The sequence below is a fragment of the Xanthomonas sp. NCPPB 1826 genome (genome assembly GCF_056725285.1).
Genome location: NZ_CM161521.1, coordinates 3455467 through 3477328, shown reverse-complemented (window position 1 = coordinate 3477328; position 21862 = coordinate 3455467). Strand labels below are relative to the sequence as shown.

Genomic DNA, 21862 nt, shown 5'->3' with positions numbered 1-21862 from the left:
CGCGGACAAGCGACGGCATCGCTGTGCCACCTGGCTAGGGAACAGTGCATGCGCCGGGAGTGGTTCCGGCAATTCCAGGGGGAAATCAATGAGTACCATCAGCTCGGTCGGAGCCGGCTATGCCGCCTACCCGGTCTATGCAAGCCGCAGCGCGACCACCGCCAACAGCGCATCCGCTGCGCAGGCGGAAAAAACCAATCCGCTGACGCAGTTGTTCAAATCCATCGATAGCGACAGCAATGGCAGCCTGACCGCGTCCGAGCTGTCGACCGCGCTGTCGTCCAATAGCGATGACGACAGCAAGATCGACATCGATGGGCTGCTGAGCATGCTCGATCAGGATGGTGGCGGCACCGTCAGCGAGAGCGAACTGGCGCAGGCCTTGCCGCCGCCTCCGCCACCGCCGGGTGAGCAAGGGCAGGATGTGCAGTCGTTGTTTGCCGGCCTGGACAGCGATGGCGACGACAGTGTCAGCAGCGGTGAATTGAGCACGCTGGTCAATGGCGACAGTGCGTCGAGCACGCAGCTACTGGACCTGCTCGACAGCGACAAGAGCGGGGCGCTCAGTCTGCAGGAACTGCAGGAGGCGATGCCGCCGCGCGATCCGCCGCCGCGACCGCCGTCATCGGCCGATGCATCCGGCAGCGACGGCACGCAGCAGGCCTATGCAGCGTTGGTGCAGATGGCCGTGGGGCAGTACCGCAGCATTGGCGGCAGCGCGACAACGAGCAATCTGGTCGATCTGGCAGCGTAATGTGGTGATCGAGCGATTACGGGGACGCCGGAGCGGTAGCGGTGTATCCGGCGCGCGGTGCAGCGAGGGTGCTGCATGCCTTGTCGATGCAGCACCGCGTTGGAAGGAGATTTCGTCGCGGAAGGCGTCGGACCAAAGACTGCTTCTCGCACCGCGGATGCATCACTGGATGTGCCTTCTGTGAAGTCCGGCTGTTAACTACTGCTTTCTTCTTTGGGCAACGCGGCTGTTTGGGGCAACCCGGCTGTGAACCCTGAGGCAACACAATTACTTCCTTCTTCGCCATTGGCCGCTGACAGAGGCCACAAGCGGTTGTCAGCGGCCGACAACGGTCAGAAGCATCGGGAAGGGCAGATGACTGCAGCAACGGCGCGCAGTCCTGGATCAGCCGGTGCGTTTAGCGCGCAGCCACTGCAAGCAGGGATGTTGCGGATTTCAGCAGCAGACGCGCTGCGGGTACCTGCGTAATCGCTTTGTTGAGCGCTTTTGGCGGTGCCGCATGCGATGGTTCAATACACGTCGCGGCGATAGCGCCCGTTGCGTAGTAGTTCCTGTCTGACATCGGCTCCGAGGATGCAATCCAGCGTGCGGTCGAGTTCGGGTGCCATGCCGCGCAGACTGCCGCAGACGTAGATGCAGGCATCTTGATCGATCCAATGACGCAGGCGGTCGGCGACTGCGGCCAGTGCGTGTTGGACGTAATGCGGTGGCTGTGGTTGATCGCGCGAGTAGACAAGATCCAAGCGCTCGATCCAGCCATCCTGCTGCCACTGCTGCAGCTCGTCGGCATACAGCGCGTCGTGCGCGGCATTGCGTTCGCCGAACAGCAGCCAGTTGCGCCGCGCACCGGCTGCGATGCGTGCACGCAGATGCGCGCGTAGACCGGCGATGCCGGTGCCGTTGCCGATCAGCAGCATTGGTTGTTCGGGCGCAGGCGGGTGGAAGCCGGGGTTGCTGCGCAGTCGCAGTGCTATGGACGCGCCGATCGGTGCATGCACGCAGAGCCAGCCACTACCCAGCCCCAGGCTGCCGTCGGCGTGCCGATGCTCGCGCACCAGCAGTTCGGCGTGGCCTTCCTCGGGAATGGATGCGAGCGAATAGTCGCGATGGGGCAGGGTGACCAAACTACGCACCAACGCATCTGCGTCCAGTGGTGAAGTTGTGCCTGTGGCTGTTCCCGTAGCTGTATCAGTGCCTTTACCTATGTCCGTGATTGGGTCGATTTTGACTTCGGCATCGGCATCGGCATCGGCATCAGCGCCAGCGCCAGCGCCAGCACCAGCATCAGCACCAGCATCAGCACTATCGCCGAGGCTTGCACCGGCACCCACATCGATACCGAAAGCGGCATCGGTATCGACGGGAAGTTGCGCGCCGCCGAGCCAGTCGCGCAGGCGGCGGCCGTCGATCTGCTGCGCGCCATCGTAGTGGTTACGCCGCAGCCAGGACTCGACCGCATCCGGGGTGTGACGCGGTGCGATCTCCGCGATGTCGCCTGCGCTCCACTCCGGCAACGCGCCATCGCATGGCGTCAGGCGCAGCCGGTAAATCGGCGCACCCGCACTGCCGGGATTGACGTGGACACGTTCGCGTAGCTGCCAGGTGGTGTAGGTCGGCAGGCCCCAGTCGGGTTGCGTCGCGAGTGCGGGCGCCAGTTCCGCCAGATAGCGTTGCCAGTCCTGCAGGGCGTTCGGGTCAGCGTTATCGACCTCGATGCGTTCGAACAGGCGAGTGGCGCCGCGCGCCTGCAGGCGATCGTCGAGGCGTCGGCCGAACGCGCAGTAGTGCGCGTAACCACGGTCGCCGAGCGCCAGCACTGCGTACTGCACGGCGGTCAGATCCTGCGCGTGGTCGGCAAGCCAGGCGCGCTCGGCTGCCTGCGCATGGTCGGGCGCATCGCCCTCACCGGTGGTGCTGACGATGCACAGCAGCCGCGGCACGCGTGCGAGTTGATCGCTGTCGACGTCTTCGATCGGCAGCGCATGCGCGCCGACGCCGGCCGATTGCAGCGCGGCAACGCTGCGTTGCGCCAGCTCACGCGCAAATCCGGTCTGGCTTGCCCAGACGATCAATACGCCGCTGGCGTCTGCGCGTTGTGCGCCGACGCGCTTGCGGGCACGCAGCAGCACGACCGCGCACAGGCCCAGATACAGCGCCAGGCCGAGCGCTGCCAGTTGCCAGCGATGCGGCGTGGGTGCGCTCCACCATGCGCCCTCATGCAGGCCGGCCAGCCAGCCGACGATGACCGCAAGCGCCAGCAGAACCAGCCCGTTGCCCAGCCACACCCGTGAGGTGGCGCTGCTCATGACGCGAACAGGTGGCGTTCGAATGCCGGGCTCATGGATTCGAGCAGGATGCCGTCCTTGCGTGCCAGGAATCGCACGGCCAGTTCCGCCTTGCGTGCATGGGCAAGACCGGCATCGACGCCAAGCACGGTCATCGCGGTGGCCCAGGCATCGGCCTGCATCGCATCGGGCGCAAGTACGGTGACCGCTGCGGGGGCATGCGGAACGGGCGCGCCGGTGCGTGGGTCGATGGTGTGCGTGTAGCGTGTGCCGTCGGCATCGAAGCGGTGCCAGCGATCGCCGGAGGTGGCGACCGCCAGGCCGTCCAGCACCAGCACGCGTGCCGGCAGCGCGCTACCGGCATCTTCGTCGGGGGCGGATTCGACCAGCACGCGCCACGCGCTGGCATCGGGCTTACGTCCGTAGCCGAACAATTCGCCGCCGACCTCGATCAATGCACTGTCGATACCCGACTGCAGCAATGCGCGATGCACGCAGTCCACACCGAAGCCCTTGGCGATGCCGGACAGATCCAGTGCCACTGCGCCTGGCTGCAGCACACGCCTGCCATCCAGCTGCAGGCGTTGCCAGCCGCAACGCAGGCTCGCCAATGCGATCGCCTGCGCTTCCGGCACGCGCTGGCGCGTGCCCGCGGCGCCGAAGCCCCATAGCTCGACCATCGGGCCGACGGTGGGGTCGAAGGCACCCTCGCTGGCCTGTGCGATCTCCAATGCTGCGCTCAGCACTGCGTGGAATTCGTCGGGCAGGTGGTGCCAGCTGCCCGCCGGTGCGCGGTTGTAACGGCTGAGATCCGAATCGGCCTCCCAGGTACTCATCTGCGCGACCACGCGATCCAGCGCGGCCTGGATGCACGCATGCAAGGGGTGCAAATCGCGTCCGCGCGGCGCCACCAGCTTGACGCTCCAGGTGGTGCCCATGCTGCGGCCGCCGAGCGTGGCAACGGCGTGGTCGGCGGAAGACGATGCGGACATGGACGGATCTTATGAAGATGGGGCGGCAGGGTGCACGCTGCGTGCACTCCTGCCGCGTGCCGGCAGATTACTGCGGCAACACTTCCAGGGTGGCGACATAGCCCAGGCGGCGCTGCTTGGCCTGCGGCAGCGAGGTCTTGGTGTCTTCGGTGGTGGTTTCCAGCCAGTACATGCCCGGCTCCGGCCAGGTCACGCTGAAGCCGCCCTTGGCATCGGTTTTGAGCTTGATCTCGTTCTGCGCATCGCGATAGCGGGTGCCGCCGCGCACGATCTCGATCTCCAGCCCGGCCGCCGGTTTGCCATCCAGCTGCAGCGTGAATTGCGCCGCTTCGCCGGCGACCAGATCGTTGGGATGGGTCACCGGAATCAACTCGATGCCCTTGCCGGCGGGCTTGAAGACCGTGGTGGTCGGCGCACCGCGGGTGACGAAGGTCTCCACCCGATTGAAGGACTGCGAGACCTGCAGATCCTGCGCGTTCTTCGGCACCTCGGTGGCGAAGCGGGTTTCGTCGCCACGCCAGCGCTTGGGCTTGCCGTCTTCCTTCCAGCTGGCGAACAGGCCGGCGTTGACGATGCTCAGCTTGTAGGTGCCGGGCTGGGTGAGCTGCAGGTCGAACACGCTGCGGTACTTGCCGGTGGCCGGATTTTCCGGCTTGAGCGCGCTGCCATCGGGTGCGGTGATGCTCAGGTTGTCCAGGCGCAGCGGCACGTGGTTGAAGTAGAACAGGTCGTTGGACACCGCTGCATCCACGGTGATCCACGGCGCCTCACCGGCGATGACGGTCTGCGACGGCAGCAACCAGGCCTTGTGGGCGAGTGCGCTGAGCGGCAGTGCGGCGAGCATGGCGATCAGGACGAGCGAACGTTTCATGACAACTCCTTGAAGGATGATGAGGACGGTGGGTCACGTGTCTGATCAGCGCGCAGGTATGGCGCTGCGTGGATGCGTGGAAAGCGAATGTGTCTGGCAACGCGATGCACTGCGCAGCTGCGCCGTGGCCGGCCGCGTGTGCTGCGCGGCCGCCACCAGCAGGCAATGCTCAGGGTTTGGCGACCAGGCTGACGGCGCCGAGCTCGCTGCTGCCGCTGGCCTTGGCGGTCTGCGCAGACTTTGTCGGCCAGGTAAAGGGCACCTTGACCAGTTCGCGGCCGCCGACCTCGCGCGCGGCTTCCACCACCAGCGTGTACTGGCCGGGCGGCAGCGACTTCAACGCACCCTTGGTGTCGGAGAACGACAGCGCATGCGCGCCGGCCGGACGGGTGGGGCCGGTGACACCGTCGACCGGCACCTCGAGGGTGCGCCCGCTCTTGCGCCACCACTGGCGCAGGTCCGGCAGCCACTTGGTGCCGTGGCCTTCGGCGGTGTCCTTGGATTGATACCAGACCGCCAGATTGGCGGCGACTTTCTGGTCCGCACCTTCCAGCCAGATCGCCACGTACGGGCGGTGATATTCGGCGACGTTGAGCTTGGGGATCTCGACGTTGATGTCGAGCGTGGCGGCGTATGCCGGCATGGCGAGCAGGCCGCTCAGGGCGATGGTCAGGGTGGCGCGCATGATCGTCTCCGGTAGGAAAAAGTCAGTGGATCAACAGCAGGGCGAGCAGCAACGGAATCAGCAGACCCAGGCCGACCAATGGCCAGGTCATGCGGCGCTGGCGCGCATGCAGATGCAGCAGGAACAGCCCGGTAATGCAGAACACCAGGCAGGCGATGGCGAACACGTCGATGAACCAGCCCCAGGCTGGCCCGGCATTGCGTCCCTTGTGCAGATCGTTGAGATAGGCGATGGCGCCGCGCCCGGTACGCTCGTATTCGATCGCGCCGGTGCTGCGGTCCAGGCTCAGCCAGGCATCGCCGCCAGGACGCGGGAGCGCCAGATACACCTCGTCGGCCGACCATTCGCCGGCACGGTTACCGATGCTGATATCCAGCTCACGCCCCAGCCACTGCGCCACGCGCGGCGGCAGCGGGGCGTCGCCGTCTTCGCGGCTGCCCAGGGACTTCAGCAGGGCCGGCGGCAGCGTGAGCGTGCGGTGTTCGGTCGAAGGGCTGGCTTCGATGCGCGCGGCATGGTTCAAGGTCAGCCCGGTGATGGTGAACAGCAGCATGCCGATCAGGCACAGCGCCGAACTGATCCAGTGCCATTGATGCAGCATGCGCAGCCAGAAACCGCGGCGTTGCTGGGTTGTGGCAAGCGTGTCGTTGGAGGTCGCCATGGCGCTCAGGCCACATCCGCTGCGAGCGACGGCTGCAGGTGCGATTGCCGCGCGGCCACTTCGCTCAGCAACGCGCGTAGACGTGGCTGCGTTGCACCTGCAAGCAACGGGGTAAGTTGTTGCAGGAAGCCGGCATGCCCGCCGGCGATCGCACGGCGCATCCATCGCTCGGCCTGGTCGATGTCGCCGGCGTCTGCGAGCAAGGTGGCGTAACCGGCCTGGCCGCGGAAATCGCCGGCTTCGGCAGAGCGGCGGTACCAGTGGCGCGCGGCGATCGGATCGGCAGCGCAGGCCAGGCCCTGGTCGAGATAGCGCGCCACGAAGTTCATCGATTTGGCATGCCCGCGCTCGGCGGCGGTGCGATACAGCGCCAACGCCTGCGCGTGGTCCTGCGCCACGCCACGGCCGGAGCCGTACAGATGGGCGAGGTTGTACATGCCCCAATCCAGCCCATGCTCGGCGGCGCGGCGGTACCACAGCGCCGCCAGCACCGCGTTGCACGCGGTGCCGAAGCCCAGTTCGTGGCAGCGCCCCAGCTGGTTCATCGCTTCCGCATGCCCGGCATTGGCGGCGACCTCGTACCACAGCATCGCCATGGCCGGATCGGCGGGGATACCGCGGCCTTCGGCGTAGAGCTGGGCGAGCAGCAGTTGCGCGGCCAGATCCTGGCGCTCGGCGGCCTTGCGCAGCAGCGCGACCGCGCGATCGGGCTGCGTGTGCAGCAGCTCGATCAGCTGCGCCGGGTCCAGTGCGGGCTCAGACATCGGCCCATTGCCGCAGCAGGTTGTGATACACGCCGGTGAGCTGGATCAGCGACGGATGGCCGGGGGTGTCCTGGGTGAGCCGCCGGATCGACACGTCCAGTTCGAACAGCAGGCGACGCTGCGCATCGTCGCGCAGCATGCTTTGCGTCCAGAAAAAACAGGCGACACGCGCGCCGCGGGTCACCGGCATCACCCGATGCAGGCTGGTGCCGGGATAGATCACCAGGTGCCCGGCCGGCAGCTTTACCGACTGCGTGCCGTAGGTGTCTTCGATCACCAGCTCGCCGCCGTCGTAGCTGTCCGGGTCGCTGAGAAACAAGGTGGCCGAAACATCGGTGCGCACGGGATCTGCGCCGCCGCGACTGCGGTCGTAGCGGATCGCGTTGTCGACGTGGTAGCCGAACGATTGCCCGCCGCTGTAGCGATTGAACAGCGGCGGATAGATGCGCCGCGGCAAGACCGCCGAAAAGAACGTACTGCTGCGCGAGAGTGCGTCCAGCACCAGCGCGCCGGCCTCGCGTGCAATGGCGCTGTCTTCGGGCAGTTGTGCGTTGTCCTTGGCCTGCGCCGACTGATGGCCGGCGGTGATGCGGCCGTCCGCCCAGTCGGCCGCGTCCAGCCGCGCGCGCAGCTCGGCGAGCTGGGCGGGGCTGAGCACATCGGGAATGGGCAGCAACATGCGGTGGTCTCCACGCCGCCCGCGTTGTGCGGGCGGCGTGCCAGTGGGTCAGAAACTGAAGGTGGCGCTCAACACCGCCGAGCGGCCTTCGCCTGGAAGCGCCCAGCCACTGCCGGCGGTGACGGTGCCGGCCGCATTGACGGTGAGGTTGTTGCGCACGCTGGTGTAGTACTCCTCGTCGAACAGGTTGTTGACGTTCAACTGCAGGCTGAGCCAGTCGTTGACGCGCAGGCCGACCATCGCGCGGTGCACCCAGTAGTCGTCGGTCTTGCGATAGGCCGCGGCCGAGGCGTTGTTGGGATAGAAACCGCCCTGATAGGTGACGCCGTAGCCGAAGGTCCACTGATTGAGCGTGTAGGTGGTCCAGATGTTGCCGGCATTGCGCGGGGTCTGCACCAGGTCGCGTCCGGCCACCGGGTCGCCGGTGAGGCTCTCGGTGCGGTTGGACACGCTCTGCAGCACTTCGCTGTCCAGGAAGGTGTAGTTGGCGAAGATCGACCAGCGGTCGGTCAGGTAACCGGCGGCGCCGAGCGCGATGCCGTCCACGCGTGCCTTGCCATCCAGCACCTGCTCGGGGATCAGCGGATCGCCGCTGTTGACCTTGTAGTTTTCGCGCTCGTTGCGGAACAGCGCAGCGGTCAGTGCCAAGCGCTGGTCCAGCACGTCCCACTTGCCGCCCAGTTCGATGTTGACCGCCGTCTCCGGCTCGACATTGCAGTTGGCGCCGGCGGTGGCCGTGGCGATCGGCGTGCACGAGCCGTTGACCGAGGCCTTGGACGGCGTCTTGCTGTTGGCGTAGGACAGATACAGGCTGGCGTTCTCGGCCGGCTTGAACACCAGGCCGGCGCGATACGAGAACAGGTCCTCTTCGCTGCCAGCCGGGAAGCCCGCGCTCACACCGGTGACGTTGCCGGCAGCGTTGACGGTGTAGGTGGTGCTGTCGCCTTCGTTGTGCTCGTAGCGGCCGCCCAGGTTGAGCATCCACTGTTCGTTGAACTGCAGCGTGTCGAACAGGTACACCGCCTGATTGGTCAGGCTGCCCTTGCTGCGCCCGGTGCGGAAGTAATTCTGCGGGCCGGTCCAGATGTTGTACGGATTGTCGAAGGACTGCACCGGGTAGGTGATGCCGGTGGTGGAGCCATCGGCATTGCGGAAGGTGGTGCCGCTATTGAGTTCGAAGTCTTCCTTGCTGAAGGCCACGCCTGCGACCACACGGTGCTCGATGGCGCCGGTATGCAAGGTGGCGGTCAGGTCGGTCTGGCTGTGCGCGATGAAGTTTTCCGTCTCGCGGACCAGGCCGCGCGGGCCGCTGTTAGGGTTCCAGCTGGCCGCCGGTTGGCCGACGCAGGCGCGGCCGGTGTACGGGTCGGTGCCGTTGGGCAGGCACCAGGTGCCCTGCGGTGCGGTGGCATTGGTGGTCTGGTCGACGCGCTGCACGCGCGCCAGGCTGCGCAGTTTGACGTTGTCGTCGAAATCCATTTCCAGCACGCCGGTCAGCATGTCCACGTCGATTTCCTGACGCGAGGTATTGCGGTAACCGAAGAAGGTTTCCGGGTCCACGCCCGGCAGCGGGCCGTCGTTGAACGGGCTGAGTGCGAACGGCACGCCGTACTGCGGCAGGTTGTTGTCGTGCTGGTGCAGGTAGCTCAGGGTGAAGCGGGTATCCGAGCCCAGGCCGAACGCCACCGACGGCGCAAAGCCCCAGCGATGACGGAACTCCTCGTCGCGCCCCGGCACGTCCTGGGTGTGGCCCATCGCGTTCAGGCGCACCGCGGTGCCGTTTTCGAAGTCGTAATTGCTGTCGGCAGTCAGCCGGCCATAGCGGTCGCTGCCGCCACCGACCACGACGTTGGTGAAGTCGCCCTGGCCGGCGGTCTTGGTGACCAGATTGATGTTGCCGCCAACCGAGCCGGCGCCGGACATGGCCGAGTTGGCGCCGTTGATCAGCTCCACCGCTTCAAGGTTGAAGGTGTCGCTGCGGCTGTACTGCGCACTGTCGCGCACGCCATCGGTGGTGATGTCGCTGCTGGCGGTGAAGCCGCGCAGGTTGATGCTGTCGCCATAGCCACCGCCGCCTTCGCCGGCGCCGAAGGTGATGCCGGGCAGGGTGCTGAGCACATCGCGCAGCGACAGCAGGTTCTGCTGGTCCATGGTCTGCTTGGTCACCACGGTGATCGTCTGCGGTGTGTCGCGCAGCACCTCGGTGTACTTGGGCGAGGATGGCTTCTGCGCGCGTTCCTGCTGCACCCGGATGGCGTCCAGATCGACCGCGCCCGGAGGCGCCGGCGCATCGCCAGGCTGGGCGAAGGCAGGAGCGGACAGCGTCAGCAGCACGGCCGAGGTGAGCGGGGAAATCCTGGGAGTCATGAGGCGTCTCGAAGAGGAAAGCGAGGCTCCGGCCTGGCGATGGCTCGGCGGATGCGGGATGGGAAGGCGGATCGGGGAATGCGCGCCCGCTAGCCCGAGGCGGCCAGTCGGCCCGACCAGTTCCCGGACACGCACAGGCGCTGCGCAGCAAGGCGCATGCGGGGCAGGATCGGGAAAAAAGTGTCGAACAGAGCTGGGCGCATGGGATCGCAGGGCAGGCCAGTTGTTAAGAAGGCCTGAAGGGCTGCGATCTTAAATGCAAATCATTCTTCTTTGCAATCTTTGTCGACTGGCGCCATGCATCGGGCAATCGCGCTGGCTGAGGCGTCAGGCCATTGCGGCGATCAATGCGGGCTTGCATGGGGAACCGCGCGGGTTTGCGCCTGCCGACGGGCCGAGGTGTCGCTTGCACGGCTGGTCGCGCTCGCTGGCGTGGCAACGCGTCTTTTTCCTGCGGGGCGCGGATCTGCGCACGCCAGGGGCACGCGCCGGACGGGGCCGAGACTGCGGATCAGCGTCCTGAGCGGTCTGCGCTCATGGCGACCGTGTCACCCACGGGTCCGGCCGGTGTCAGCGGTCGTCGCGGGTCCATATGCCGCCGTGTTCGCGCTTGACCGGGAACTTGGGCACCGCGGTGTAGGCCGGTGCGCACAGCGGGCGGCCGTCGCGGATGTCGAAGCGGGCGCTGTGCAGCAGGCACTCGATGCTGCCTTCTGCCGGGTCGAACGTGCCCGGCGACAATTCGTAGTCTTCGTGGCTGCAGCGGTCTTCCAGCGCGTACAGCTCGCCGTCGAGGTTGAAGATGACGATCGGGGTGTCGGTCACCTCGTCCCAGACGGTCTGCAGCTCGCCGGGCAGCAGCGCCTCGCTGGCGCAGACGAAGGTCCAGGTGTCGCTCACAGCGCTGCGCCGCCAAGCGGTTTTTCCAGCACCTCAAAGCGCAGGTCCTGGCGCAGCGGCACGCCGAAACGCTCGTCGCCATACGGGAACGGTTTGAAGACGCCGGTGCGGCGGTAACCGCGTCGCTCGTAGAACGCGATCAACTCGTCGCGGATGTCGATCACCGTCATCCGCATCACCGGCAGCTGCCACTCGGTGTAGGCGATACGCTCGGCCTCGGCCAGCAGCGTCTTGCCCAGCCCGCCGCCCTGTAGCGCGGGGTCCACCGCAAACATGCCGAAGTAGCCGGCACCGTGGTCGTCGGCAATATGCGCGCAGGCCCGCAGGCGCCCATTCTGTTCGACCAGCAGCACCAGGCTGCGGTCGCGCAACAGGTCCTCGCGCAGCACCGCAGGATCGATCCGCGCGCCGTCGAGAAAGTCGGCCTCGGTGGTCCAGCCAACGCGGCTGACATCGCCGCGATAGGCCGAGGTCACCAGCGACACAAGGGCGTCGATGTCGTCGACGGTGGCGGTACGGAAGGTGGTGGTCTGCATGGGAGCAGTTTAGCGGGAGTCGGGATTGGAGAATCGGGAATCGGGAATCGGGAATCGGGAATCGGGAATCGGGAATCGGGAATCGGGAATCGGGAATCGGGAATCGGGAATCGGGAATCGGGAATCGGGAATCGGGAATCGGGAATCGGGAATCGGGAAAAGCGTTGCGCCGCTCGATGAGCTACTTCCAACGTGTCGAACTGCATCAGTATGCGGGAGCGCCGCTTTTCCGATTCTCCATTCCCAATTCCCAATTCCAATCAACCCAGCAACCGACGCACTTTCACCAACGCAGCAACAAAGCGCTCGATCTCGTCATGCGTGTTGTAGAACGCCAGCGAGGCGCGGCAGGTGGCGGCGACGCCGTAGTACTGCAGCAGCGGGTGCGCGCAGTGCTGGCCCGAGCGGACTGCGACGCCTTCCAGGTCGAGCAGGGTGGCCAGGTCGTGGGCATGCGCGCCTTCGATCAGGAACGACACCACCGCGGCCTTGTCCGGCGTGGTGCCGAAGATGCGCAGGCCGTCGATGCGCTGCAGTTCTTCGGTGAAATGCGCCAACAGCTCGGTTTCGCGCGCTTCCACGTGCGCCAGCCCGACCGACTCCAGGTAATCGACTGCCGCGCCCAGGCCGATGAAACCGGCGATGTTGGGCGTGCCGGCTTCGAACTTGTGCGGGGCATCGTTGAACACCGTACCCTCGAAACTGACTTCCTTGATCATCTCGCCGCCGCCCAGGAACGGCGGCATTGCCTGCAGGTGCTCGCGTCGTGCCCACAGCGCGCCGGTGCCGGTGGGCCCGCACATCTTGTGGCCGGTGATGGCGTAGAAATCGCAGCCGATGCCGGCCACGTCGATACGCCGATGCGGCGCCGCCTGCGAGCCGTCCACCACGGTGACGATGCCGCGCTTGCGCGCCTCGCGGCAGATCTCGCGCACCGGATTGACCGTGCCCAGCACATTGGACACATGCGTGATCGCCAGCAGCTTGACCTCCGGCGTCATCGCCTTGCGCAAGGCATCCAGATCCAGCGCGCCGTCCGGGGTGATCTCGGCCACGCGGATGCTCGCGCCGGTGCGTTGCGCCACCAGTTGCCACGGCACGATGTTGGCGTGGTGCTCCATGCGCGAAATCAGGATCACATCGCCAGCGCCCAGGCGCGGCAGCGCCCAGGAATAGGCCACCAGATTGATTGCAAAGGTCGTGCCGCTGCACAGCACCAGTTCGTCGGCGCGCACGTTGAGAAAGCGGGCGAGCTTGCTGCGCGCGCCTTCGAAGGCGTCGGTGGCCTCGGTGCCCAGCGCATGCACCGCGCGGCTCACATTGGCGTTCTGACGACGATAGAACTCGTCGGTCGCGGCGATGACCTGCAGCGGCTTCTGCCCGGTGTTGGCGTTGTCGAAATAGATCAGCGGCTTGCCATGCACCTGCCGCATCAGCAGCGGGAAATCCGAGCGCACGCGCTCCCAGTCCGGCGCGGCCAGTTGCGTGGCGGCGGGCGCGTTCATGCCACGCCTGCCGAGGCCAGTGCGCGGTCCAGCTGCAGCGCCAGCACCGCAGTCAGCGCGGCGGGGAGCACGCGCAGCGGCTCGTGGCAGAACGCCGCGCTCAATAAACGCTGCGCCTCGGCCTGCGGCAGACCGCGCGAGCGCAGATAGAACAAGGCATTATCGTCGAGCTGGCCGACGGTGGCGCCATGCGCGGCCTGCACTTCCTCGGCATCGATCACCAGCACCGGCTGGGTGTCGATCTCGGCATTGGCCGACAGCAGCAGATTCTTGTTCGACAGCCGCGCGTCGGTGCCATCGGCGCCCGGCCGGATGTTGATGCCACCGTGGAAGACCACCCGGCTGCGATCGGCGCCCACGCCGCGCCAGACCAGCTCGCAGGTGGTGTCGCGTGCGATGTGCGCGATGCCCAGCCGTGTATCGACATGGCGGCGGCCGTTGCCGAGCAGCACGCCATTGGCGGTGAGCTGGGCATTGTTGCCCTCCAGGCGCACGTTGAGCTCGTGGCGCGACAGGTTGGCACCCAGTTCCAGGTCCACGCGCTGGTAGCGCGCATTGCGCGCCAGCACCGCATCGGTGCGCAGCAGCGACGTTGCGTGCGCGCTGTCGGCCTGCACGCGCGCATGCGACAGCACCGCATCCTGGGCCAGATGCACATGCATCAGGCTGTTGTGCAGATGCGCGGCATCGCCGACATGCAGGTGGTGCTCGACCACGTTCAGTGCCGCACCGGCGCGCAGTTCGATCAGGTGACGGTGGTGCCAGGACAGGTCGTGCTCGCCGGCCACGCCGATGAAGACCAGATGCAGCGGCGCCTCGATCTGCGCGCCTTCCTGTACGCGCACCAGTACGCCTTCGTCGGCAAGTGCGGCATTGAGGCGCGCAAAGATTTCATCGCTGCCTTCGAAACGGCGGCCGAGCAACTGCTGCGCCTCGTCGCTGGCGGCCAGCGACGCAGACAAGGTGTCGAGCTGCACGCCGTCCGGCAGCGTCGACAGGTCGCTCAATGCGTCGGACGGGCGGCCGTTGACGAACACCAGCCGCGGCGACGGGATCTCGTCCAGCAGCGCGGCGTCGATCAGCGTCGGCACCAGCGGCGCGGGCTGGAAGCTGCGCCGCTCCAGCTGCCGCAGCGAGGTGTACTTCCAGGCTTCGGCGCGCGGGCCGGGCAGGCCGGCCTGCAGCGCGGCATCGAGTTCGACCCGGCGCGCATCGTTACCGCAGAAGCCGCGGGCGAGGGATTCCAGCAGGGCGCTCATCAGGCAGCCGCCTCGGGCACCACGCGGTCCTTCAGGAAGTGGTAGCCGTGCTTTTCCAGCTCCAGCGCCAGTTCCGGGCCGCCGCTCTGCACGATGCGGCCTTCGGCCAGCACATGCACCACGTCCGGGGTGATGTAGTCGAGCAGGCGCTGATAATGGGTGATCACCAGGAACGAACGCTCCGGCGAGCGCAGCGCGTTGACGCCGTCGGCCACGCTCTTGAGCGCATCGATGTCCAGGCCCGAATCGGTCTCGTCCAGGATGGCGAGCTTGGGCTCGAGCACGGCCAGCTGGAAGATCTCGTTGCGCTTCTTTTCGCCACCGGAGAAGCCTTCGTTGACGCCGCGATGCAGCAGCTCATCCTTCAGATGCAGCACGGCCAGTTTCTGACGCACCAGCTTGAGGAACTGCATCGAATCCAGCTCGTCCTCGCCACGTGCCTTGCGCTGTGCATTCAGTGCGGCGCGCAGGAAATAGGTGTTGTTGACCCCGGGGATTTCCACCGGGTACTGGAAGGCCAGGAACAGGCCGGCGGCGGCGCGTTCTTCCGGCGGCAGCTCGAGCAGGTCCTTGCCTTCGAACTGCACGCTGCCGGCGCTGACTTCATAGCCGTCGCGCCCGGCCAGCACGTTGCCCAGCGTGGATTTGCCCGCGCCGTTGGGGCCCATGATGGCGTGCACCTGGCCCGGCTGGATGTCCAGCGACAGGCCCTTGAGGATGTCTTTGCCGGCGATGCTGGCGTGGAGGTTGTTGATCGTAAGCATGGGAATAGGGAATCGAGAATAGGGAATGGGTAATGCGAGACGTTGGCGCGGTAAGGAGCAGGAAAGAGAACCGATACCGATTCTCCATTCCCCACTCCCGATTCCGTTGGCGTCAGCCGACGCTGCCTTCCAGCGAGACTTCCAGCAGCTTCTTGGCTTCCACCGCGAACTCCATCGGCAGCTCGCGGAACACCTGCTTGCAGAAGCCGTCGACGATCAGCGACACCGCGTCTTCCTGGCTGATGCCGCGCGCGCGGCAATAGAACAGCTGGTCGTCGCTGATCTTGGAGGTGGTGGCCTCGTGCTCGACGGTGGCGCCGGGATTCTTCACCTCGATATAGGGGAAGGTGTGCGCGCCGCACTGCTTGCCGATCAACAACGAGTCGCACTGGGTGTAGTTGCGTGCGCCGTCGGCGTTGCGGTCCACCTTGACCAGACCGCGATAGGTGTTCTGTCCGCGGCCTGCACTGATGCCCTTGCTGACGATCTTGCTCTTGGTGCGCTTGCCGATGTGGATCATCTTGGTGCCGGTGTCGGCCTGCTGACGGTGGTGGGTCAGCGCCACCGAGTGGAACTCGCCGACTGAGTCGTCGCCGATCAGCACGCAGGACGGATACTTCCAGGTGATCGCCGAGCCGGTTTCGACCTGGGTCCAGGTGACCTTGCTGCGCGCGCCACGGCATTCGGCACGCTTGGTGACGAAGTTGTAGATGCCGCCACGGCCTTCCTCGTCACCCGGATACCAGTTCTGCACGGTCGAATACTTGATCTCGGCATCTTCCAGCGCCACCAGCTCGACCACAGCCGCGTGCAGCTGGTTTTCGTCGCGCATTGGTGCGGTGCAGCCTTCCAGATACGACACGTAGGCCTTGTCCTCGCACACGATCAGGGTGCGCTCGAACTGCCCGGTGTGGCCGGCATTGATGCGGAAATAGGTGCTCAGTTCCATCGGGCAACGCACGCCCGATGGAATGAACACGAAGCTGCCGTCGGAGAACACCGCCGAGTTGAGCGCGGCAAAATAGTTGTCGCCGACCGGCACCACGCTGCCCAGATACTGTTTGACGATCTCCGGATGTTCCTTGATCGCTTCGGACATCGAGCAGAAGATCACGCCCTTTTCGGCCAGTTCCTTGCGGAAGGTGGTGCCGACCGAGACCGAGTCGAACACCGCATCCACCGCCACGCCGGCCAGCCGGGCGCGCTCGTGCAACGGCACGCCGAGCTTGTCGTAGGTGTCGAGCAGTTCCTTGGGCACGTCGTCCAGCGATGCGTACTTCGGGCCCTTGGGCGCGGAGTAATAGCTCAGCGCCTGGAAGTCAATCGGCGAGACCTTCAGCTTCGCCCATTCCGGCATCGGCATCTTCAGCCAGTGCCGATACGCCTCAAGACGCCAGTCGGTCATCCATTGCGGCTCGTCCTTCTTGGCCGACAAGGCACGGATGACGTCCTCGTCCAGGCCGGGTGGGAGCGAGTCCGATTCGATGTCGGTGATGAAGCCGGCGTCATAGCGTCGGCCCAGCCGTTCGATAATTTCGGCATTCTGCGGGGGTGCAAGTTCGGTGGCCATCGGGCTGCCTACAGGGTCAGGTGGTCGCGACGCGTGCGGCGATGGAACGCCGACGGCTGTCGCCAGGGAGAGATAGGGGCTGCAACATCTGTGCGAGCGTGACGCGACGCAATGCATCGCCGACCACGTCGTTGATCAGGCGCCAGTTGGAACGCACCCCGCATGTCTGCGCGATGCCGCACTGGCTGTGGTCCTGGCTGCATTCGGTGATCGCCAGCGGGCCTTCCATCGCCTCGACGATTTCCACCAGCGTGATCTCGCTGGCCGCGCGCGCCAGCCGGTAGCCGCCGTGCACGCCGCGCAGCCCTTCGACCAGGCCCGCCTGCGACAGCGGCTTGAGGATCTTGCTCACGGTCGGCGCTTCCAGGCCGGCCTGCTCGGCAAGTTCGCTGGCGCTGAGCACCTGGCCGCAGCGCGCTGCCAGGACGGTCAACACGACGGTGGCGTAATCGGTGAGTTTGGTGACGCGCAACATGGGGAAGGCGATAAATCTGAAAGCGGACCGAAATTGTACGCTTTTAGCCGGGGCAGGGCCACCTGCCTGGTTCAGCCGCCGGCAAGCAGCAGCCGTTGCGGGTACTGCTGCGCTTGTGCTTGGCGCATCGTCGCACTGCAGTCACAATGAGCGGCCCCATCACTGGACCCCTTCATGTCGCGCAAAGTTGCCGCCCGCAAGTCACGTATCCACGGCAATGGCATGTTCGCCCTCGCCGCGCTCCGCAAGGGCGAGCGCATCATCCAGTACAAGGGGCGCCTGCGCACGCATGCGGAAGTGGATGCCGATGACACCGGCGATGTGGAGAGCGGCCATACCTTCCTGTTCACGCTCAGCGACGACTATGTGCTGGATGCCAATTACGAAGGCAATGTCGCGCGCTGGATCAACCACAGCTGCAACCCCAATTGCGAGGCGGTGATTGAAGAAGCCGAGGGCGACGACCGCAGCAAGGACAAGATCTTCATCGAGGCCAAGCGCGCGATCAAGGCCGGCGAAGAGCTCACCTACAACTACGGCATCACCCTGGCCGAGCGGCATACGCCGCGTCTGAAGAAGATCTGGGCATGCCGCTGCGGGTCGAAGAACTGCACCGGCACGATGCTGCAGCCCAAGCGCTGAGCACCGGTTTGCCGGCGTCGCACTGACGCGGCGCACACATCGATTCACTCATGCGCAACAGGCGCACGCCTAGCGTGCGGGCTTCTTTTCAGTGAGGAGTCCCCGCATGTCGTATTCGCTCTCCGGCAAGACCATCGCAGTGCTGGCCACCGATGGCTTCGAACAATCCGAACTCATTGAGCCCAAGCGCCTGCTGGAATCCTGGGGCGCCAAGGTCGATGTGATTGCGCCCGGCGACGCTGCGCAGATCCGCGCCTGGAACAAGACCGATTGGGGCGATTCGGTGCCGGTGGACCAGCGGCTGGATCAGGCCAAGATCGACAGCTACGACGCGCTGGTGCTGCCCGGCGGGGTGCTCAACCCCGACACCTTGCGCGGCGACGCCAAGGCGATCGCATTCATCCAGGCCTTTGCCAGTGCCGACAAGCCGGTTGCCGCGATCTGCCACGGCCCATGGCTGCTGGTGGAAAGCGAGCTGGTTCGCGACCGCGACGTCACCTCGTGGTCGTCGGTCAAGACCGACCTGCGCAATGCCGGCGCACGCTGGCAGGATGCGGAGGTGGTTGTCGACGGATCGCTGATCACCAGTCGCAACCCCGACGATATCCCGGCCTTCACCGCTGCAGTGGCCAAGGCCCTGGTGGCCTGATCCGTCCCTTGCAACGTTGAGATGAAAACAAAGGCCCGGCGTGGTGACGCCGGGCCTTTGTCTTGATCCGATGGCCGTTTGCGCAGATTGGCGCGACGGCATGACGGCGTATTTCAAGTCCTGCGTCGCAGCTAGCGCGTCAGCCTATTTCCCGGACAATGCAGCGGCCGGCACCAGCTGTTCGATGTTTTGGTTGAAATTCACCGCGACGCGGCCGTTCTGGATGCCGACCGACTCCACCTGCACATTGCCCATCACCGCCGCGATGGCCGGGTCGATACGATAGATCGGCTCCTTGCGCGCGTAATCGGCCAGCCAGGCATTGAGCAGCTGGCGGGTGCTGTGGTCGAGTTTTGCGCCGGCGTTGGCCGGGCGGAAATCGTCGATGGTGGGCTGATCGAGATAAAAGCCCTGCTTGGCCGTGTCGTAGCGCAGTGCGCTGGTCAGGGTCACATTGCCGACCGGTGCGGGCGCGCCGCCGGCAGTGGCGAGCGCCAGGTCGAAGGCCATCTTGAGCCGGTCGCCCGGCGGCAGCGACAGCGCCGGATTGCTGACCGTCATCTCGACCAGGCCGCCCAGCGCATCGTGCGTCTGCGGGAAGCGGCCACCCAGGAATTGCTGCAGGTCGCTGCCCTGTACGCTGATCTGGTGTCCCTGGATCTGCGGGGTCGCCCACGCGCTGGTCGTCGGTATCGCCAGAGCGAGGGCAAGCATGGATCCGGCAAGCGAACGCAGTTTCATCGGGTGACTCCGGCAACAGGTGCGATCACCTTAGTCGGTGCCGGTGAACCGTGGGTTAGCGCAATACCGGGTGCAGGGTGGCCGAGTAGATCTCCCAGTCGTCGCTGCCGCTGCGCGGCTGCAGCCGGTAGGCGCCGACCAGGCGTTGGGTGCCGGTGTCGGTGCGCACGATCAGTTGCACCGGCACTTCGATCCGGCGCGGGGGCTGTTCCTGATCCAGTGCGATGGGCGCGTCGTTATTGATACGCATCGACTGGATATTGCCGATACCGCGCAGCGCCGCATCGTCCGGCACCGGCGCAGGGTGACCGCCGCTCCACAGTGCATCGGCATCACCACGTGCCGCACCTGGCAACGCGCCCAGGTATCGCTGCACGGTCGCGCTTGCTTTGGCGAAGTTGGCGCGCGCAACCGCATCATCAGGGGTGGCATCGCTTGCGGGTCGTGCGGGCGTGTTGTCTGTGGTGGCGGTAGTCGGCGTTTGCGTCGCCGCTGCAACGTGCGAGGACGCTGCCGCGTTGCCCGTTTCTTCATCAGCGCTGCGATGGCAACTGCAACCGGCGATTGCCGCTGCCAGCATGACGATCCCCAACCCACGCATGGCGCATCTCCCGTCCCCGATGCGCGCAGTGTAGCGGTCGCCGCGACGCCGGTCTCAGGCGCCGGCGGCCGGCTGCACGCGTTGCAGGCGTTCCAGCAGCAACTGCAGTCTTGGCCGCAAGGCCTCCAATGCATCGCTTGGCTGCGCGCGCGGGCGGGCGGCCAGGTCTTCCAGCAGCTGCGAGCCGACCGTCAGCGCCGCACATTCGTCGCTGCTCAGATCGCGTCGCAGGTGCAGCTCCTCGAGCAGCCGCATCCAGTCGGCCCGCGAGCGCTGTTCGAATTCGATGGTGCAGCGATCGCTGCAGGGGCGGCCATCGCTCTCGATGGGCGTGACCGTAATGCGATAGCGTTTTCGGGACATGGAGGGGGCGTCGTTCCTTGGGCTGACTCCACCATAGGCGTAGCCAGCAACGGCCTCGATAGCTCAGGCCATGACGCAGTGTTCCAGCATGCTCACTGTGCCGGCTGTGGCACGGGTTTGCGCAGCAGCGGCAGTGGATCGTACGCACCGTTGCGCCCATAGACACCATAGTGCAGATGCGGCGGCGTGCCGCGCGCATTGCCGGTGGTGCCGACCATGCCGAGCGGTGTGCCGGGCTCGACGACATCGCCAACGGCCAGGCCGGCGGCCCAATCGTCCAGGTGCGCGTAGTAATGACGTTCCATCGCCGGCCCGAGTACCCAAACCTGCTTGCCGCCCAGGCCTTGATCGCGGATGGCGCTGACCACCCCGCGTGTTGCGGACAGCACCGGCGTGCCGCGCGGCGCGAAGATATCCACGCCGGCATGACGTCGGTCGCGACCGCGCGGTGCGCCGAAGGTGTCGGCGATGCGGCGTGCCTGCACGCCTTCGACCGGAACCGACAACTGTGCGGGTGGCGGCATGCGTGACAGCTCCCAACTGGTACGCAGTTGTTCGGCAATCGGCAACTGCCATGCCCAGCGTGCGGCCACACCCAGGGCGCACAGCAGCGCAATCGACACCAGCAGCCGGCGCACCCGGCGCGCGGGGCTGCGGGTTGCCGATGACGGCGGTGTGGATGGGCGAGAAGACGACGGATCGGTCACATGCACCTGCTGCGTTGCAAATCAGCGTGCAGGGTAGGCAAGCGGCGATGAGCGGCATGTGGGGAGTGATGCGGGCGGTCACGCGCGCGCAAAAAAAAAGACGGCCCGCAGGCCGCCTTCGTTACAACGCAGGCGTGCTCGATTAGAGCGCGGCGTCCTTCAACTTCTTCAGCAGACGAGCCTTGACCTTGAAGCTGGCCGGCTTCGCTGCAAAGGTCTGCTCTTCCTTGGTGAACGGGTTGATGCCCTTGCGCTTCGGCTTGGCCGGCACATGGACGCTGGTCAGCTTCAGCATGCCCGGCAGGGTGAACGAGCCGGCGCCCTTCTTGCTCAGCGACGAATGAGCGGCCGATTCCAGCGTCGCCAGAACAGCGCGGACGTCCTTCGGAGCCAGCTGGGTGGATTCGGCAATGTGCGCGACCAGGCCGGTCTTGCTCAGCGCTTCCTTGATCGGCTTCGGCGCAGCGGACTTGGCAGCAGCGGCCTTGGCCGGCTTTGCGGTCTTGGTCGCGGCGACCTTTTTCACTGCCTTCTTGGGGGCAGCCTTCTTAGCGGCGGTTTTTGCCATGAGTTATGTGTTCCGTGATCGTTGGTGGTGTTGGGTCTGCCGACCCAGTCGGCAACGCGAAATGTAGGGCAACTGCTGCGCGCCGCCAATAGGGAAACGATGAAACAACCGAAAAAAAGCGTCTTTTGACGGGGATTCGTTCACCGGCGGCAGAAAACCTCCGCGAAAGCGCTGTCGACACGGCTGCGATGCGCAGGGTGATGCGGTGTCTGACGCATAGCAGCAGATCGTTTGCGCGAAGCCATGTGTGCGTTTTGCATCATGCTCGGCGCTGAGGATTGGCTACGGCGTGCAGCTGGCGGTGGCGTTCGCTGCCGCGATCAAGCATCGCCGCGTGGCTACGCCTTGCAGGAGACGTCCGACGTCGCCGGCTGTTGGTGCGTGTTCCTGAGGCCTTGTTTTGACCCGACGAGCCGCTGCGTTTGCCTCGCTGCTGCTGTGCGCGCCCGTCGCGTGCGCCGGGTTTTTACGCGCCTGACAGGCGCCGACGCGCTATATGTGGTGACGGCTTAACTGCGCAATTG

23 protein-coding genes are annotated in these 21862 nt (G+C 65.9%); 3 read left to right on the top strand and 20 right to left on the bottom strand.

Features of this window, described 5'->3' with window-relative positions; genetic code table 11:
* The first annotated feature begins 88 nt into the window (after nucleotides 1-88).
* Nucleotides 89-754 carry an EF-hand domain-containing protein gene (gene xopAW, locus AC1PLA_RS14735; RefSeq protein WP_228607740.1) on the top strand — a complete coding sequence of 222 codons (666 nt, stop codon included), beginning with the start codon at nucleotides 89-91 and terminating at the stop codon, nucleotides 752-754.
* 509 nt (nucleotides 755-1263) lie between these two features.
* Here the strand turns inward: xopAW and AC1PLA_RS14730 are convergent.
* The 15 genes from AC1PLA_RS14730 to AC1PLA_RS14660 all read right to left on the bottom strand — a co-directional run bounded on the left by AC1PLA_RS14730 (nucleotide 1264) and on the right by AC1PLA_RS14660 (nucleotide 17067).
* Nucleotides 1264-3060, bottom strand: a complete 1797-nt coding sequence (locus AC1PLA_RS14730; protein ID WP_481104833.1) for a flavodoxin domain-containing protein — start codon at nucleotides 3058-3060, stop codon at nucleotides 1264-1266.
* On the bottom strand, nucleotides 3057-4031 hold the full coding sequence (locus AC1PLA_RS14725; RefSeq protein ID WP_481104832.1) for an FAD:protein FMN transferase: 975 nt from the start codon (nucleotides 4029-4031) through the stop codon (nucleotides 3057-3059). Before AC1PLA_RS14725 ends, AC1PLA_RS14730 begins: the two co-directional genes overlap by 4 nt.
* 67 nt (nucleotides 4032-4098) lie before the next feature.
* Nucleotides 4099-4902 (bottom strand): DUF4198 domain-containing protein, encoded by an 804-nt coding sequence (locus AC1PLA_RS14720; protein ID WP_102253727.1) that lies wholly within the window; start codon nucleotides 4900-4902, stop codon nucleotides 4099-4101.
* A 169-nt stretch (nucleotides 4903-5071) separates the two neighbouring features.
* Nucleotides 5072-5587, bottom strand: coding sequence for a DUF2271 domain-containing protein (locus AC1PLA_RS14715; RefSeq protein ID WP_065049140.1), 516 nt, complete (start codon nucleotides 5585-5587; stop codon nucleotides 5072-5074).
* 22 nt (nucleotides 5588-5609) lie between these two features.
* Nucleotides 5610-6248 (bottom strand): PepSY-associated TM helix domain-containing protein, encoded by a 639-nt coding sequence (locus tag AC1PLA_RS14710; protein ID WP_102584998.1) that lies wholly within the window; start codon nucleotides 6246-6248, stop codon nucleotides 5610-5612.
* A gap of 5 nt (nucleotides 6249-6253) precedes the next feature.
* On the bottom strand, nucleotides 6254-7012 hold the full coding sequence (locus tag AC1PLA_RS14705; protein ID WP_481104831.1) for a tetratricopeptide repeat protein: 759 nt from the start codon (nucleotides 7010-7012) through the stop codon (nucleotides 6254-6256).
* On the bottom strand, nucleotides 7005-7691 hold the full coding sequence (locus tag AC1PLA_RS14700) for a Fe2+-dependent dioxygenase (protein ID WP_245102689.1): 687 nt from the start codon (nucleotides 7689-7691) through the stop codon (nucleotides 7005-7007). Before AC1PLA_RS14700 ends, AC1PLA_RS14705 begins: the two co-directional genes overlap by 8 nt.
* A gap of 48 nt (nucleotides 7692-7739) precedes the next feature.
* Complete coding sequence (locus AC1PLA_RS14695) at nucleotides 7740-10058, bottom strand: TonB-dependent receptor (protein WP_065049132.1); 2319 nt, start codon at nucleotides 10056-10058, stop codon at nucleotides 7740-7742.
* Between the two features lie 570 nt (nucleotides 10059-10628).
* Entirely contained in the window at nucleotides 10629-10958 is a 330-nt protein-coding gene (locus AC1PLA_RS14690) for a non-heme iron oxygenase ferredoxin subunit (RefSeq protein WP_024938766.1), read from the bottom strand.
* A complete protein-coding gene (locus AC1PLA_RS14685) occupies nucleotides 10955-11494 on the bottom strand; it encodes a GNAT family N-acetyltransferase (RefSeq protein ID WP_481104830.1) in 540 nt (179 codons plus the stop codon). The genes AC1PLA_RS14690 and AC1PLA_RS14685 overlap by 4 nt, the downstream gene beginning before the upstream one ends.
* Nucleotides 11495-11754: 260 nt before the next feature.
* Nucleotides 11755-12999, bottom strand: a complete 1245-nt coding sequence (locus AC1PLA_RS14680; protein ID WP_481104829.1) for a cysteine desulfurase — start codon at nucleotides 12997-12999, stop codon at nucleotides 11755-11757.
* Nucleotides 12996-14258 carry a Fe-S cluster assembly protein SufD gene (gene sufD / locus AC1PLA_RS14675; RefSeq protein ID WP_481104828.1) on the bottom strand — a complete coding sequence of 421 codons (1263 nt, stop codon included), beginning with the start codon at nucleotides 14256-14258 and terminating at the stop codon, nucleotides 12996-12998. Before sufD ends, AC1PLA_RS14680 begins: the two co-directional genes overlap by 4 nt.
* Nucleotides 14258-15022 (bottom strand): Fe-S cluster assembly ATPase SufC, encoded by a 765-nt coding sequence (gene sufC / locus AC1PLA_RS14670; RefSeq protein WP_054591439.1) that lies wholly within the window; start codon nucleotides 15020-15022, stop codon nucleotides 14258-14260. The genes sufD and sufC overlap by 1 nt, the downstream gene beginning before the upstream one ends.
* A gap of 112 nt (nucleotides 15023-15134) precedes the next feature.
* Nucleotides 15135-16592 (bottom strand): Fe-S cluster assembly protein SufB, encoded by a 1458-nt coding sequence (gene sufB, locus AC1PLA_RS14665; protein ID WP_349779829.1) that lies wholly within the window; start codon nucleotides 16590-16592, stop codon nucleotides 15135-15137.
* Between the two features lie 16 nt (nucleotides 16593-16608).
* Complete coding sequence (locus AC1PLA_RS14660; RefSeq protein WP_016902345.1) at nucleotides 16609-17067, bottom strand: SUF system Fe-S cluster assembly regulator; 459 nt, start codon at nucleotides 17065-17067, stop codon at nucleotides 16609-16611.
* Nucleotides 17068-17241: 174 nt separating this feature from the next.
* Between AC1PLA_RS14660 and AC1PLA_RS14655 the strand changes: the two genes are divergently transcribed.
* A complete protein-coding gene (locus AC1PLA_RS14655) occupies nucleotides 17242-17709 on the top strand; it encodes an SET domain-containing protein (RefSeq protein ID WP_016902346.1) in 468 nt (155 codons plus the stop codon).
* A gap of 106 nt (nucleotides 17710-17815) precedes the next feature.
* Complete coding sequence (locus AC1PLA_RS14650; RefSeq protein WP_349779828.1) at nucleotides 17816-18358, top strand: type 1 glutamine amidotransferase domain-containing protein; 543 nt, start codon at nucleotides 17816-17818, stop codon at nucleotides 18356-18358.
* Between the two features lie 144 nt (nucleotides 18359-18502).
* On the opposite strand, the gene AC1PLA_RS14645 is transcribed toward AC1PLA_RS14650, so the two are convergent.
* The 5 genes from AC1PLA_RS14645 to AC1PLA_RS14625 all read right to left on the bottom strand — a co-directional run bounded on the left by AC1PLA_RS14645 (nucleotide 18503) and on the right by AC1PLA_RS14625 (nucleotide 21338).
* Nucleotides 18503-19099 (bottom strand): YceB family lipoprotein, encoded by a 597-nt coding sequence (locus AC1PLA_RS14645; RefSeq protein ID WP_039519840.1) that lies wholly within the window; start codon nucleotides 19097-19099, stop codon nucleotides 18503-18505.
* A gap of 55 nt (nucleotides 19100-19154) precedes the next feature.
* The gene (locus AC1PLA_RS14640) at nucleotides 19155-19679 is read right to left on the bottom strand and encodes a hypothetical protein (RefSeq protein WP_374151367.1); all 525 of its coding nucleotides are present in this window, start codon (nucleotides 19677-19679) and stop codon (nucleotides 19155-19157) included.
* Nucleotides 19680-19754: 75 nt separating this feature from the next.
* Nucleotides 19755-20063: a DUF3861 family protein gene (locus AC1PLA_RS14635; protein WP_016902350.1), complete on the bottom strand. Its 309-nt coding sequence runs from the start codon at nucleotides 20061-20063 to the stop codon at nucleotides 19755-19757.
* Nucleotides 20064-20155: 92 nt separating this feature from the next.
* On the bottom strand, nucleotides 20156-20776 hold the full coding sequence (locus tag AC1PLA_RS14630) for a M23 family metallopeptidase (protein ID WP_039526211.1): 621 nt from the start codon (nucleotides 20774-20776) through the stop codon (nucleotides 20156-20158).
* 136 nt (nucleotides 20777-20912) lie between these two features.
* Nucleotides 20913-21338, bottom strand: a complete 426-nt coding sequence (locus AC1PLA_RS14625) for an HU family DNA-binding protein (RefSeq protein WP_026064288.1) — start codon at nucleotides 21336-21338, stop codon at nucleotides 20913-20915.
* Nucleotides 21339-21862 lie beyond the last annotated feature (524 nt).